This is a genomic window from Sorangium sp. So ce117 (genome assembly GCF_051524395.1).
Classification (GTDB): Bacteria; Myxococcota_A; Polyangia; order Polyangiales; family Polyangiaceae; genus Sorangium; species Sorangium cellulosum_B.
On the sequence record NZ_CP150309.1, the window covers coordinates 12,857,934 to 12,871,412 of the forward strand.

Sequence of the window (13,479 nt, forward strand, 5' to 3'; positions counted from 1 at the left end):
CGGCCGCGCTGCGCGACGGGCAGGAGCGGGCGCCCGCAAGCTCGCGCGCCAGGCCCAGGAAGGCAAAGGGCGCGACCTCGCTCGTGGAGGCCGCCGTCGCGAAGCGACCGGCAGCGCCGGGGAAGCGCGCGGCGGCCGAGCCACCGGCGGCGCCGAGGATGCGTCCCCCGAGAGCGCGCGCCGGCGAGCAGGCCAGCGCCGCGCCGCCGAAGCGCCGACCCCGGAACGCGAAGGCGAAGAGCGGAGCGGATGACGCGGAGTTCTCGCCGCCCCGGCCGCCTGAGCTCGACTGGGACGACACGCCGTCCGAGAGCGCCGAGGAGGCCCTCGCCCAGCGCTGGGCGGCGCGGGGGGAGGAGCTCTTCCAGCAGCTCGAAGGCCACGGCGCCGCGCTCCACGAGTACCGCGCCGATCTCAAGGAGGGGCGCTTCGTCTGGATCGCGCCGAGCGGGCGCGTGTCCGCGGAGGCGAGCGCGCGCCTCCTGTGCAGCTGGTCGTGCGCGACCTCGGTCCTGGTCATGGCGTGGGCCGACCCGCTCGCCAGCGGCGCCGGGATCGAGCGCATCGACGGGATGCCCGCGGAGCAGGACGGCATCGACGAGCAAGGCGCCTGGCAGATCGCGATGAGGGCGGCCGACGCCTGCAACGCCGCATTCCTCTATCGCGTGTCCTCGCCGCAGGCCTGGTACTTCCTTGCGCTCGACGGGCTGACGTTCTCACCGAAGCGCACCTCGTTCCATCCGGGCGCGCCGGTCTGCCTCGTGCTGCGCGCCATCGGCGAGGTGCGCGAGGCGATCGCGTCCCGCGCCGAGCCCGCCGACGTCGTGCGCGACAGGATCTCGGCGCTCAGCGACTCGCTGTTCCACCAGGCCAGATATGCCTATCGCGACACCGATTGGGTCGCGCGCCTCGATCGGACCGGCTCGTGCCTCTCGCACCTCGCGAAGCGCATCCCACGCGCGGGCTTCAGCGCGATCGCCGCGGGCCAGCGCATCGACGAGTGGCTCGATCGCGAGCTCGCGGTCGAGCTGATCAACGCGCTCTCGCTCATCGAGGACGAGTGGAGCCTGTTCGGTTGATGGGGCGGTGACGGGCGCGGCCTTGCCCGTATCGCTGTCAACCCCCGCCTCTCGTCGCGTCGCGCGCGGCCGAGCCCGCGCCGCGCGCGCCCCGCGGCACCGCTTTTGAAGGAGTCGCAGGAGCGGACGTGAGGGGAGGGGACGATGGGGCGAGCGAAGCTGTTCGAGGATCGCAGGGACGCCGGGCGCAGGCTCGCGCAGCTGCTCTCGGGGTACAGGAGCGAGGCGCCGCTCGTGCTCGCCCTGCCGCGCGGCGGCGTCGAGGTGGGCTACGAGGTGGCGCGCGCGCTGGGCGCGCCGCTCGATGTGTGGATCGTGCGCAAGCTCGGCGCACCCGGGCAGCCGGAGCTCGGCGTGGGCGCGATCGCCGAGGGGGGCGAGGTGTACATCGATCGGGGCCTCGTCGCGCTGCTGGGGATCTCCGAGGCGGAGCTCGCCGAGATCGCGGAGCGGCAGGCCGCCGAGGTGGAGCGCGGGGTGCGCCGGTTCCGGGGTGACAGGCCGATGCCCCGCGTCGAGGGGCGGACGGTGATCGTCGTGGACGACGGCATCGCGACCGGCGGCACCGTGCGGGCCGCGCTGCGCGACCTGCGCAAGCGCTCGCCGAGGCGGCTCGTGCTCGCCGCGCCGGTCGCCGCGCCGTCGAGCCTGTCGTCGCTCAGCCGCGAGGTCGACGGCATCGCTTGCATCGAGGAGGACCCGGGCCTCCAGGCGATCGGCGCCTACTACGAGGATTTCTCGCAGACGTCGGACGACGTCGTCGCCACGCTGCTCGCCGAGGCGCGGCGCGAGGTCCCGAGGCCGGAAGGGGCGGAGCCGCCGCTCTTCGTCGAGGCAGGGACGGCGGCGCTCCCCGGGGACCTCGCGATCCCGGAGAGGGCGGGCGGCCTCGTGATCTTCGCGCACGGCAGCGGCAGCAGCCGCAGGAGCCCTCGCAACCGCTCGGTCGCGGAGGCGCTCTGGCGGTGGGGGCTGGCCACGCTGCTCTTCGACCTGCTCACCGACGAGGAAGAGGCGGAAGATCGCCGGAGCGCCCACCTCCGCTTCGACGTCGATCTGCTCGCGCGGCGGCTGATCGGGGCGACGGACTGGGCGCTCGCGCGACCCGAGCTCCGTCACCTCGCGGTCGGCTACTTCGGCGCGAGCACCGGCGCGGCGGCCGCGCTCATCGCCGCGGCGGCGCGGCCGCGCGCCGTGGGCGCCGTCGTGTCGCGCGGCGGCAGGCCCGACCTCGCGGGCGCGGCCCTGACGATGGTGCGCGCGCCGACGCTGCTCATCGTGGGCAGCGCGGACACCGAGGTGCTGGCGCTGAACCAGGCTGCCCTCGACGCGCTCGTGGGCCCGCGCCGCCTCGCCGTCGTGCCTTCCGCGACGCACCTGTTCGAGGAGCCGGGCGCGCTCGCGGCGGTCGCCCGGCTCGCCGGCGAGTGGTTCGCGCAGCACCTGATCGCGCGAGGAGCCGAGGCGAGGGCGTGACGCGCCTGCCGCGGCCTGCGCAGGGCGCCCGGCGGGAGCGCCGGCCGGCGCGGCGCCTACCTGGAGAGCCAGACCGTGTACGCGTGCGGCATGAACGGCGCGTCGTCGGGATCGAACGGGAGGCTCCGGATCATGCTCCCCGCGTTGACGCCCACGACGAGCAGCCCCGAGAGCCCGTCGAGCCCCACCACCGTGCGCTGCGCGCGGCTGCTGCCGAAGACGCCGGCCACGTCGACGCGGCCGGCCTCGGCGCCCTGCGCGTCGACCTTCACGATCGCCCAGCGGAACAGCGCGGGCAGCTCCCAGTCGGCCACGAAGGTGATCTCGGCCGTCTTGAGATCCGGCCGAGCGGCCGCGTTCTCCGCCGAGAGATCGAGCCAGAGGTACGTCGCGCCGGTCGGCTCGATCGGGCGCAGGGGCGCGACCCGCCGCGGGAGCGTGGCGTAGGGCAGCGACCACTCGAAGCGAACCCGGCCGAAATCGCCGAAGCGCTCGGCGTCGGAGAGGTGCGCGCCGTCGCTGCGGCTGCCCAGGAACGCTCGCGCGATGGCGAACTCGAGGAGCAGGTCGTCGAGGTCCTCGCCGCGGGATCGCAGGGACGCCCGGAGCGCATCGAAGGTGTCGGGCTCGGCGTGGAAGCGCGCCGAGCCCGCGGGCGTGGACTGCGCCGCGATGGCGAGCAGCGACGTCGCGACCTGCGCCGGCGTCCCGGTGCCGTACGCGTCGTCGAGGTACCACGGAAAGAGCAGGCCGCCGTCGAGCGCGCCGAGCGCCGCGCCGGTGAGCGCCCGCTCGGGCGCCCGCTGGAAGGCGTCGACCGCGGCGAGCTCCTCGGCCGCGCAGGGCGCCGCGATCGCGGCGAGGTAGCTCGCCGTCATGGCGATCGCGCCCTGCTCCGCCCCGGCGTCGAGGCGCATGGCGACGGCGGCTCCGAGCGCGTAGGCCGCGTCGGACGCGCTCGCGCACCCGCCGCCGCGCCCCGGCGCTGCGATGATGGCGAACGCGCTCGCGGCGTCGAACCGCTCCCCGAGCGCCCGCAGGTCGTGCCCCACGCGCATCGGGCCGCGGCGCGGGCCGCGCTCCAGGTAGAGGTCGTACGATGGGCCGCCGCCCCGCGCGCCATCGGGGAGCGGGCGCGGCAGACCGAGCGCGTCGTAGGCCCGCATCGCGGCCTCAAGGTCGGTGAGGCTCTCGAGGACGGCGGCGCCGGGGACGTCCGCGGGCGCGTGCACGCAGACGGGCAGCGTGAAGGAGCAAGCGCGTTGTCGGACATCGCGGACGTCGCGCTCGTCCGGGCGCTGCACCGGCGAGATCACGGGTCGGCCCTCGGCCGGCGGGGCGGCGGCCACCGAGGCGCTGTCGTCGGGAGGCGCCCCGGCCTGCGCGCTCGCGACGGGCGAGGGCGGCCTGGCCGACGGCGCGTCCGCTGCGCGCGCCGCTGCCGCGGGGGGGCCGCCGAGGGCCGCGCCCAGGGCGAGGATCACCAGCGCCCAGGGCGCCTTGCGTCGTAGCGCGGGCGCTCGCTTGGGTCGCGCTGCTGGGGCGCGTGTGGGGAACGGTCTCATGGGGAGCGCACCTGGTATCCGGAGATCCGCCGGCGAGTCTGCTCCGGCGGCTTCGCGCTAGCTCATCGCACGAGCGACCGCCCTTGCCCATGCTCGCCAACGTCGGTCCTGCGCCCCGCGCCTGGAGGGCCCCGGCGGCGGCGTGGCTCATCTCGTTCCAGAGCGGGAATGCGGGGGTGTCTGGACGCCGATCTCACCGAATCGAACTCCTGGTATCCTGTGCGCCCCTCGCCCGCCTCCCGGGCGGGGGCGAAAGCCCAGGACGATTCAATGACCCATCCGCTCCACGACATCTTGCTCCCCGACAGCCGACACGACTTCTTCCCGGTGGTGATCGAGATCCCGAAAGGATCGAAGTGCAAGTATGAGCTCGACAAGAAGACCGGGCTCTTGATGCTCGACCGAGTGCTCTACTCGTCAGTGCACTACCCGGCCAATTACGGCTTCATCCCTCAGACACACGCGGGCGACGGCGACCCGCTCGACGTCCTCGTCATCATGCAAGAGCCGGTCGTGCCGCTCACGATCGTGAGGGCGCGCGCCATCGGCGGCTTCTTCATGCGCGACGACAAGGGCGTCGACGACAAGATCATCGCGGTCGCCGTCGACGACCCCTCCGTGGCCCATTACCTGACCCACGAGGAGCTGCCGCCGCACGTGACCAAGGAGCTCATGCGGTTCTTCATCGACTACAAGACGCTCGAGAACAAGCTCGCAGAGGTAGATACGATGTACGACAGGAACCGCGCCCTGGAGGTCATCGAGGAGTCCGTCGCGAGCTATCGCTCGATCAGCGCCTGGTCCAAGGGCTGACGCGGCTGGCCCTGGGGGCCCGGTTGCAGCGGCGCATGGATGGATCGCGGAAGCGGTGGATCGCCCTTCCTGGACCCCTCGGCGTCCACCCCTCGCAACCTTCGAAAAAATCCAGAAACCGGGCACAGCGGCGCCCGGTAACCCCGCGAGAATACTCGGCACGAGGGTTGCTTTACCGCCCGCCGTGGATCGCTTCTCGACGCTCATGGACGACGAAGGCCTTGCCCAGCGGCTCGCCCAGAGCCCTGAGGTCGAAACGCGCCCGGCGATCCAGCGGCTCCGGTTCGGCCTCGGATCCGGTGGGAGGTCGAGCTCTCTGGCGTGGCGGGTGACACCGTGAGTCGGCTCAACGCGGAGCGTCGAACTCGACTTCGCTCCGGGGAGAGCCACCAAGGGCCCACCATGACGCATGCAGGCGAGCAGGCAGGGCAAAGACGCTGAAAACGACGCTGAAAACGATTCGAACGCGGCGAACGCAATCAACGCAAACAACACGAATGACGCGGACGATTCGGTGACAGGCCATTGAAGCGCGCGGGTATGCGCATGGATTATCGAGGCGACACCGCTTGATCGGGGCTTGACAACATGAGAGACATCAGCTTTTCTCAAGCAATGATGAGCACGCTTAATAGCTTAGTTTCGGCGAAAGCGTGTCGCCGCTACTCCGCAGTGGCGCTTCTCCTCGCCGGCCCGCTCGGTTGCTTGGGCAACCTCGGAAACCCCGACGGGACGCCCTCCGAGACGGGTAGCAGCGGCGACAGCAGCGGAAACGGCAGCGGCAACGGCAGCAGCAGCAGCGGCGGCGACGGCGGGGGCCCCAACGATCCGCCGGAGGTGCCCCCGGAGATCCCGGAGGTGTCGGAGTGCGAGGTTGCGGACAAGAGCACCCCGGGCCCGCGCGTGGTGCGTCGCCTGACGGTGGATCAATTCGAGGCCACTGCCCGCGATCTGTTCAAGGACCAGAGCGTCGCCCTCCCGAGCATCTTCAACGATCCGCAGGTGCTCGGGTTCACGGCCGACGCGAACGCGCTGGTGATTCGCGACCTGACGGCCCAGCAGATCATGGATTGGGCCGAGACGACCGCCGACTGGGCGGTGACGAACAAGCTCGCCAGCATCACCACGACGGCGTGCAGGACCCTGGACGCGAGCTGCCGGACCGAGTTCATCCGCGACTTCGGCCGCCGCGCGTTCCGCGACAAGCTCACCGACGAGCGCGTCGCGTCCTACGACGCGCTGTTCGGGGCGGAGAAGTCGTTCGAGGACGGCGCCAAGGTGGTCGTGGGCGCCATGCTGCAGTCGCCGTACTTCCTCTATCGCCACGAGATCGGGACCGAGGCGAGCGGCTCGGGCGTCTATGAGCTCACCCCGCACGAGATCGCGAGCAACCTCTCGTACTTGCTGACCGGGACCATGCCGGACGAGGCGCTGTTGCAAGCCGCCGACGCGGCCGCCGCCCAGGGTGCCAACCTGACCAGCGAGCAGATCGCCCAGCACGCGCTGCGCCTGCTGGAGGACTCGGCGACAAGGCCGCTCGCCGAGAAGGAGATGATGCGGTTCATGCGCGGCTGGCTCCAGCTGAACCGCCTCGTCACCGCGGTGAAGGACAACACGCTCTTCGATCTCACGGACGCCATGCGCAAGGACATGATGGCCGAGACGCAGGCGCTCGTCGTGGACACCGCGTTCAACCAGAACGGCTCGTTCGCCAACCTCCTGCAGGCGGACCACACGTTCATCAACGCCAGCCTGGGTGCGCACTACGGCATCAACGGCGCCGGGGGCACCGAGCTGACGAAGGTGACGCTCACCCCGGGGCAGCGCGACGGGGGCATCCTGGCCCACGGCAGCTTCCTGACGGGGCATGGCAGCGCGAAGCTGTCCTCGCCGACCCAGCGCGGCAAGATGGTCCGCACGCGGCTCCTCTGCCAGCCGCTCGAGCCCCCGCCGCCCGGCGTGGATCCGAACGTCAAGCCCCTGGAGACCCCGGCGACCACGCGCGAGATGGTCGAGCAGCACACGAAGGCGGAGTACTGCGCGGGTTGCCACAAGTTCACCGACAAGATCGGCGTCGGCTTCGAGCACTACGACACGTTCGGCCGGTGGCGGAACGACGAGAACGGGATCCCCGTCGACGTGACCGGCACGGTCGTCGAGCCGCCCACCGGTGGAGACGTCAATTTCAGCGGCGTCACCGAGCTTGCCGACTACCTCGCGGCGAGCGAGGACGTCAAGGCGTGCATGGTCCGTTACTGGTCGTACTACGCGTTCGGCGGCACCTGGGAGCAGGACGGCTGCACGTACGAGACGGTCCAGCAGGCCGCCGCGGCGGACGAGTTCCGCCTCAAGAGCGTGTGGCTCGCGCTGACGCGCGCGCCGCACTTCACCCGCAGAGTCCAAGGTCCGTGACCCCACGGCTGCAACCCAAGAACAGATCGGTAGCGAGTGAAAGGATCGGTCATGCGCAGCCACAGTCGTAGGAAGTTTCTCAAGGGTGTCGGGGCCAGCCTGGGCGCCAGCCTTCTGTTCTCTCCCTTCTATGATTCCATCGCCAACGCGGCTCCCGGGAAGAAGCCGAAGCGGCTCCTGATCTTCTTCACCATGGGGACGGCCCCCTCGATCTGGAAGCCCAAGAGCGTCTCCGGCGAGACCCCCACGTTCAGCGAGTCCACCTCGCCGCTCGAGGAGGTGAAGGAGCACATCGTGATGCTGGACGGCCTCCCCAGCGGGAGCCCCAGCAACAACCACGGCTCCGCCGACGGCCTCACCGGGATGGGCTATTACAGCAACGGCCCCTACGGGCTGATCTCGGTCGACCAGTACATTGTCGAGAAGCTGAAGGGCAGCGGGCTGTCGACGCCCATCCCCTCGCTCCTGCTCGGCGCCGCCGTCGAGGGCGGCAAGACGGGGTTCTACAAGGGGACCAACCTCTCGCCGATCGCCTCCCCCACGTCCGCCTACTCGACCGTGTTCACGGGCTTCACGCCGTCCAACAACCAAGGCAACAACAACGACAACAGCGCCGCCGAGGCCCTGCTGAAGCGGCGCAAGAGCGTCCTCGACAACCTCACGAAAGAGCTCACGTCGCTCAAGGGAAACCTGGGGAAGGAGCAGCAGTACAAGCTGGATCTGCACCTCGAGTCGATCCGCCAGCTCGAGCAGCGGCTCTCGAACACCATGACCCCGGGAGGAGGAGGAGGGACGGGCGCCTGCTCCGTCCCGGCAACGCCGACCGGCGACATGACCAATGGCTTGAAGGCCAACCAGCTTCATCTGGATATCATCGTCGGCGCGTTCGCGTGCGATATCACCCGCATCGCGGCGATCCAGTGGGGCTCGGATCAGATGATGAACGCGAACCTGAGCGAGATCGGGCTCAGCGGTGAGGAGCATAACGGCATGATCCACACCGGCGCCCCTGCGCACCTCGACCTGATCAAGCTCGAGAAGTGGCTGCACCAGCAGTTCGTCGGCGTCATCAAGAAGCTGAAGGCGACGCCCGAGGCCGACGGCTCCGGGACGCTCCTCGACAACACGCTGGTCGCCTGGTGCCGTGACATGGGCGACGCGCCGAACCACACCCAGAACGAGATGAAGTTCGTCCTGGCGAGCGGCAACGGCGGTTACCTGAAGACGGCCCCTGGCGGCCGGTTCATCAAGAGCGGCGAGCGGCACGAGCGCGTGCTGCTCAGCCTGTGCGACGCGATGGGCGTCACGGACTTCTCCGGCTTCGGAGATCCGGCTCTGGGCAGCAAGTCGCCGCTCCCCGGCATCGCCGCGACCTGACACCGAGGGCGCGAGGCCGCTCGCCGCGACAGGTGCGCCCCCACGCACCTGTCGCGGCGAGCTCCGCTGGCGCGAGATCGGTAGCGTGAAAGGGTCGTTCATGCGCAGCAATCGTCGTAGAGATTTCCTCAAGGGGCTGGGGGCCAGCGTCGGGGCCGGCTTCTTGTTCAACCCATTCCTCGACTCCATCGCCGAGGCGGCGCCCGGGCGGAAGCCCAAGCGGCTCCTTTTGTTCTGCACGATGGGGACCGCGCCATCGATCTGGAAGCCCACGAGCGTCTCGGGCGAGACCCCCACGTTCAGCGAGTCGACGTCGCCGCTGGCGGACGTGAAGCAGCACGTCGTGCTCGTGGACGGCCTCCCCAGCGGGAATCCGGGGAACAACCACGGCGCGCCCGACGCCCTGACGGGGCTCGGCTTCAGCGACCCCGCCAAGCTGATCTCCGTCGACCAGTTCATCGCGGACAAGCTGATCGCCGCCGGCACGAAGACGCAGATCCCCTCGCTCTTGCTCGGGGCCGAGAGCACGGTGAACGGGGGGAGATCGCCGTATTATCGCAAGGACAACCTGCCGGGCATCGCCTCTCCGACGTCCGCCTACTCCACCCTGTTCGGCTCGGCGATCCCGTCGAACACGTCGTCAGACGATCTCTTGCGCCGTCGCAAGAGCGTCCTCGATCACCTCAAGAACGAGATCAAGGCGCTCGAGGGGAACCTCGGCTCCGAGCAGAAGTACAAGCTGGAGCTGCACATCGACTCGATCCGGCAGGTCGAGGAGCGGCTGTCCAACGCGTCGTCCGGCCAGACCGGCGGCTGCAGCGTGCCGACCAAGCCCTCCACCGATCCGGCCAACCCGCTCCAGGCCAACCTGCTCCACATGGATCTCCTCGTCGGCGCGTTCGCGTGCGACATCACCCGCGTCGGCGCGATCCAGTGGGGCTCGGATCAGGCCATGAACGTCGATCTCCCGGACATCGGGCTGAAGGGCGACGAGCACGGCGCCATGATCCACACCGGCGCACCGGCGCACCTCGACCTGATCAAGCTGGAGAAGTGGCTGTCGCAGCGGTTCGTCGACCTCATCAACAAGCTGAAGGCGATCCCGGAGGCCGACGGCTCCGGGACGCTCTTCGACAACACGCTGATCGCGTGGTGCCGCGACATGGGCGACTCGCCGAACCACAACCAGAACGAGATGAAGTTCGTCCTGGCGAGCGGTGAAGGCGGCTATCTGAAGACGGCCCCTGGCGGCCGGTACATCAAGAGCGGCGAGCGGCACGAGCGCGTGCTGCTCAGCCTGTGCGACGCGATGGGCGTCACGGACTTCTCCGGCTTCGGCGATTCGAACCTGCGGTCCAAGTCGCCGCTCCCGGGCCTTTCGGCCAGCTGAGGCGGCCGGCGCGCCGCTTTCCGGCGCGCGCGCTCCGGTTCCCCGCGACCGCCGCGCCGCGCCCGGGCGCCTGCGCTCTCCCGGGCGCACGCCGCCGTCGACCCCCGTCCCGCGCCCGGCGTACACTCGCCACCATGACGACGCGCGCGCCGGCGGGATACGAGGCAGATCAACGGCGAGACGACCTGTCCGCGTACGCGCGGTACCTGTCGGCGATGGACGCGTCGATGCGCCAGAAGGTCGCGCTCACGGCAGCGCACCTCCTGTGCGAGGGCCGCGTCGCCGACATGGGCATGGGCTCGGGGCAGGGCAGCGCCGCGCTGGCCCAGCTCTACCCGCGCCTCGAGGTGATCGGCGTCGACATCGATCCGACGGTCGTCGAGCTCGCGCGCCGCGCTCATCAGCAACCGAACCTGGGCTTTCAGCTGGGCGACATCGCCAGGACGGTATTCCCGCCCGAGAGCCTCGACGGCGTCTTCGACTCGTCGGTGCTCCACCACGTCACCTCGTACGGGGGCTACCGCCACGCGAACGCCGCGGAAGCGCTGGCGGCGCAGGTGGAGCAGCTCTCGCCGGGCGGGGTGCTCGTGGTGAGGGACTTCGTCGATCCCGGGCCGGAGACGGTGTTTCTGGACGTGCCCGCCGAGGACGGCGACGACGGCCGCGATCCCCGCGGCGCCTCGACGGCGGCGCTGCTCGAGCGGTTCGCGGGCGAATTTCGCTCGCTCTCGCCGGAGCCGGGGTTCCCGCTGGCGCGCGCCCCGAGGGAGCCCTCCGGCGCGCTCCCCGCGCCGCGCCCGGGGTGGCGCCGGTATCGGCTCGCCCACAAGCATGCTGTCGAGTTCGTGTTGAGGAAGGATTACCGCGCTGACTGGGAGGCCGAGGTCAAGGAGGAGTACACCTATTTTTCTCAAGCGCAGTTCGAGGCGCTCTTCGCACGGCTCGGCCTGCGCGTGCTGTCGTCGACGCCGCTGCGCAACCCCTGGATCGTGCGGAACAGGTTCGTCGGTCGCTTCGAGCTCCGGGACACCACGGGCGCGCGCCTGCCTTATCCGCCCACGAACTACCTGATCGTCGGAGAGAAGGTGAAGGCCGGTCAAGGGGTCTCGTTCCGGCTCGCGCCCGCGGAGAGCGCCAGGCAGTTCTTGCGGATCGAGCACCACCAGGATCGGGCGACAGGGCAGGTGTTCGACCTGGCAGCGCGGCCGCACCCCACGCTGGACATCGTGCCGTTCTTCTTCGCGGGTGAGACGGCGTATGTGCTGGCGCGGACCAGCTATCCGCGGCCGATCGCGCGCGCCTGCCGCGAGGAGACGCCTCCGCTCGACGGCAGCGGGCCGGCGGACTATCTGGCCGAGCCGATCGCGGTCGTGCAGACCGAGTTCCCGGTCGGGCACACGGTCGAGCATGCGCTGGAGCGGGCGGCCGGGGTGCGGGCGGCGGCGATCCAGCGCATGATCCCGGGCACGACGTACTACCCGTCGCCGGGCGGCATCCTCGAAGAGGTGCGCTCGATGCTGGTCGAGGTCGAGCCCACGTTCGTGAACGCGCCCTCGGAGAACGTGTCGGGGTTCGGCACCTCGGGGCGCATCCGCGCCATCGAGGCGCGCCAGCTCCTCCGCGCCGCGCAGGTCGGCGGCCTGCCCGACGCGCGGCTCGAGCTGAACGTCTACGACCTCCTGGCGCGCTTTGGCCTGCCGTTCGGGCCGTGGATCGGCGACGAGATCCCGCTCGCGGCGGCCGGCGCGGGCGTCGCTGGCGGTGCCGGCGACGACGCCGACGACGCCGACGGCAGCGGCGTGGCCGCCGTGCAGCCGACGTCGCTCGCCGCGCTGCTCGCGCGCCCGAGCCGCCGGAGGTTCTCGCGGGTGGACCCGAGCGCCAGCGCGGGGTTCCTCGAGGTGCGGCGGGCGCGCTTCGAGGAGCTGACAGCAGACGGCGGCGTGGTGGCCGCGCGGGAGCTGGAGTACGTGGTGCCTCGGCCGCTCGGGGTGCTCACGGTCTCGACGGCGCTGCTCGCGCGGGCGCCGTCGGGGGAGGTCGTGCTCGGCGTGGACGACCACGATCTGCCGGCCGCCCAGAGCTTCTCCGGCAACAGCGGCATCCTTGTCGCGCCGGCGTGGCGGCTGCCGCGGAGCGTGAGCGCGCTTTCGGCCGCCGAGGCGTTCGTGCGCGAGCGGCTGCAGGCCGAGTACGGCGTTCGGGTGGGGGCGGCCGTCGAGCTCGGCGGGGCCTACCGCCCTTCGCCAGGGCTGACCCCGGAGCTGGTCCAGCCGCTCGCCTTCGTGGTCACCGCGGCGCCTGCCTCGGCCGGCGCGCCCGCCTCGGCTGCCGCCGTGCCCGACCTCGCGCCGGGGTCCGATGCCGCTCGGCGGCTCTCGTGGGTGCCGCTGATCGAGCTCGTCGCGGGGCGAGAGCGCCTGCCGGACGGCCACCTCCGCGTCGCGGCCCTGCGCGCGGCGCACGCGCTCGGCCTGGCGATCGCGCCGCCACACCCGCGGTGACCCGCGGCAGGCTTACCTGAGCGCTTCCTCGAACATGTTCGTGTTGCCGGTCTGGTACGACACCTCGAACCTGACCTTGGAGATCTTCCAGCCGCCGGCGTGCCTGGCGAGCTCATAGCGGTAGTGGCCCGCGACCAGCCAGTCCTCGCCGCCCGGCGCGCGCGCGAACCGATGGTGGGCGCGGACATGGCACTCCACGGAGGCGTGCTCTCCTTTCACCTCGATGTCGAGGGGGCCGAGGAAATGTTGTGATGCGTCGATCGCGTCGTGAAACTTGCTCCAGCCCGCGAGCAGATCGTCCGTCTTCTGCTCCTGCGGCTCGCCCCCGAAGACCGACGTGAAATCGGCCACCACGACGTCGGCATAGAGGCCGCGGAGCTCGGTCCAGCGCCGCTTGTCGATGTGGTGGGCGATCCGGACAACGACATTCTGGATCGCCTGCACGTCACTCAACTCTCGCGTCATGGTCGTCCTTTCATCGCGTGGAGCAGGACGCGCCGTGCTCCGTGGTGAGCTCTCTCGATCCGTTCCTGGCTGGAGGAGACATGCGGTTAGCATGGACGTAAAAAGGCGAGAAGGGCCCCGCCCCCTCGCCCTCTGGGGTTCGAGATCGTCCGAGCGAGGCTGTCGACCCGGAACGGCGCGGGCGCGCGCCCGCGCCGCCGGGGTGAGCCCATGAAGCCCAGCGAGCTGCGGTGTCGATGACGCGCTGGTGGCCCCCTGATGCTTGGACCCCGCAACCGCGCTCGGCGGATGGCGGTTTCGAGGCCTCAGCGGCGCCGCCGGCGCGCGCGAACATGCCGTATCTGCGCGCGCCGCCCGCGCGCGCGAGGAGCTCCGGGCCTCCGCGGCGGCTGGCACGC

General features: G+C 71.0%; 9 protein-coding genes. 7 read left to right on the forward strand and 2 right to left on the reverse strand.

Features of this window, described 5'->3' with window-relative positions:
* The first annotated feature begins 158 nt into the window (after positions 1-158).
* Together WMF46_RS48335 and WMF46_RS48340 are read left to right on the forward strand one after the other, a co-directional pair.
* The gene (locus tag WMF46_RS48335; protein ID WP_437983433.1) at positions 159-1,079 is read left to right on the forward strand and encodes a hypothetical protein; all 921 of its coding nucleotides are present in this window, start codon (positions 159-161) and stop codon (positions 1,077-1,079) included.
* A 144-nt stretch (positions 1,080-1,223) separates the two neighbouring features.
* Positions 1,224-2,555: a phosphoribosyltransferase family protein gene (locus WMF46_RS48340; RefSeq protein ID WP_437983434.1), complete on the forward strand. Its 1,332-nt coding sequence runs from the start codon at positions 1,224-1,226 to the stop codon at positions 2,553-2,555.
* A gap of 56 nt (positions 2,556-2,611) precedes the next feature.
* On the opposite strand, the gene WMF46_RS48345 is transcribed toward WMF46_RS48340, so the two are convergent.
* Complete coding sequence (locus WMF46_RS48345; protein WP_437983435.1) at positions 2,612-4,039, reverse strand: hypothetical protein; 1,428 nt, start codon at positions 4,037-4,039, stop codon at positions 2,612-2,614.
* A 351-nt stretch (positions 4,040-4,390) separates the two neighbouring features.
* Here WMF46_RS48345 and WMF46_RS48350 point away from each other — a divergent pair, with 351 nt between their 5' ends.
* From WMF46_RS48350 to WMF46_RS48370, 5 genes are all read left to right on the forward strand, one after another.
* Entirely contained in the window at positions 4,391-4,933 is a 543-nt protein-coding gene (locus WMF46_RS48350) for an inorganic diphosphatase (protein WP_272096779.1), read from the forward strand.
* Positions 4,934-5,638: 705 nt separating this feature from the next.
* Positions 5,639-7,345, forward strand: a complete 1,707-nt coding sequence (locus tag WMF46_RS48355) for a DUF1592 domain-containing protein (RefSeq protein WP_437983436.1) — start codon at positions 5,639-5,641, stop codon at positions 7,343-7,345.
* Positions 7,346-7,396: 51 nt separating this feature from the next.
* Positions 7,397-8,722, forward strand: coding sequence for a DUF1552 domain-containing protein (locus tag WMF46_RS48360; RefSeq protein ID WP_437983437.1), 1,326 nt, complete (start codon positions 7,397-7,399; stop codon positions 8,720-8,722).
* A gap of 100 nt (positions 8,723-8,822) precedes the next feature.
* On the forward strand, positions 8,823-10,112 hold the full coding sequence (locus WMF46_RS48365; protein WP_437983438.1) for a DUF1552 domain-containing protein: 1,290 nt from the start codon (positions 8,823-8,825) through the stop codon (positions 10,110-10,112).
* Positions 10,113-10,246: 134 nt separating this feature from the next.
* The gene (locus WMF46_RS48370; RefSeq protein ID WP_437983439.1) at positions 10,247-12,616 is read left to right on the forward strand and encodes a methyltransferase domain-containing protein; all 2,370 of its coding nucleotides are present in this window, start codon (positions 10,247-10,249) and stop codon (positions 12,614-12,616) included.
* A 12-nt stretch (positions 12,617-12,628) separates the two neighbouring features.
* Here WMF46_RS48370 and WMF46_RS48375 read toward each other — a convergent pair whose 3' ends face one another.
* Positions 12,629-13,081: a nuclear transport factor 2 family protein gene (locus WMF46_RS48375; RefSeq protein ID WP_437547947.1), complete on the reverse strand. Its 453-nt coding sequence runs from the start codon at positions 13,079-13,081 to the stop codon at positions 12,629-12,631.
* Between the last annotated feature and the right edge of the window lie 398 nt (positions 13,082-13,479).

Bases quoted from the DNA above. Each gene is read 5' to 3' on its own strand.
- WMF46_RS48335 (WP_437983433.1), top strand. From the start codon at position 159: ATGCGTCCCCCGAGAGCGCGCGCCGGCGAGCAGGCCAGCGCCGCGCCG.
- WMF46_RS48340 (WP_437983434.1), top strand. From the start codon at position 1,224: ATGGGGCGAGCGAAGCTGTTCGAGGATCGCAGGGACGCCGGGCGCAGG.
- WMF46_RS48350 (WP_272096779.1), top strand. From the start codon at position 4,391: ATGACCCATCCGCTCCACGACATCTTGCTCCCCGACAGCCGACACGAC.
- WMF46_RS48360 (WP_437983437.1), top strand. From the start codon at position 7,397: ATGCGCAGCCACAGTCGTAGGAAGTTTCTCAAGGGTGTCGGGGCCAGC.
- WMF46_RS48365 (WP_437983438.1), top strand. From the start codon at position 8,823: ATGCGCAGCAATCGTCGTAGAGATTTCCTCAAGGGGCTGGGGGCCAGC.
- WMF46_RS48370 (WP_437983439.1), top strand. From the start codon at position 10,247: ATGACGACGCGCGCGCCGGCGGGATACGAGGCAGATCAACGGCGAGAC.
- WMF46_RS48375 (WP_437547947.1), bottom strand. From the start codon at position 13,081: ATGACGCGAGAGTTGAGTGACGTGCAGGCGATCCAGAATGTCGTTGTC.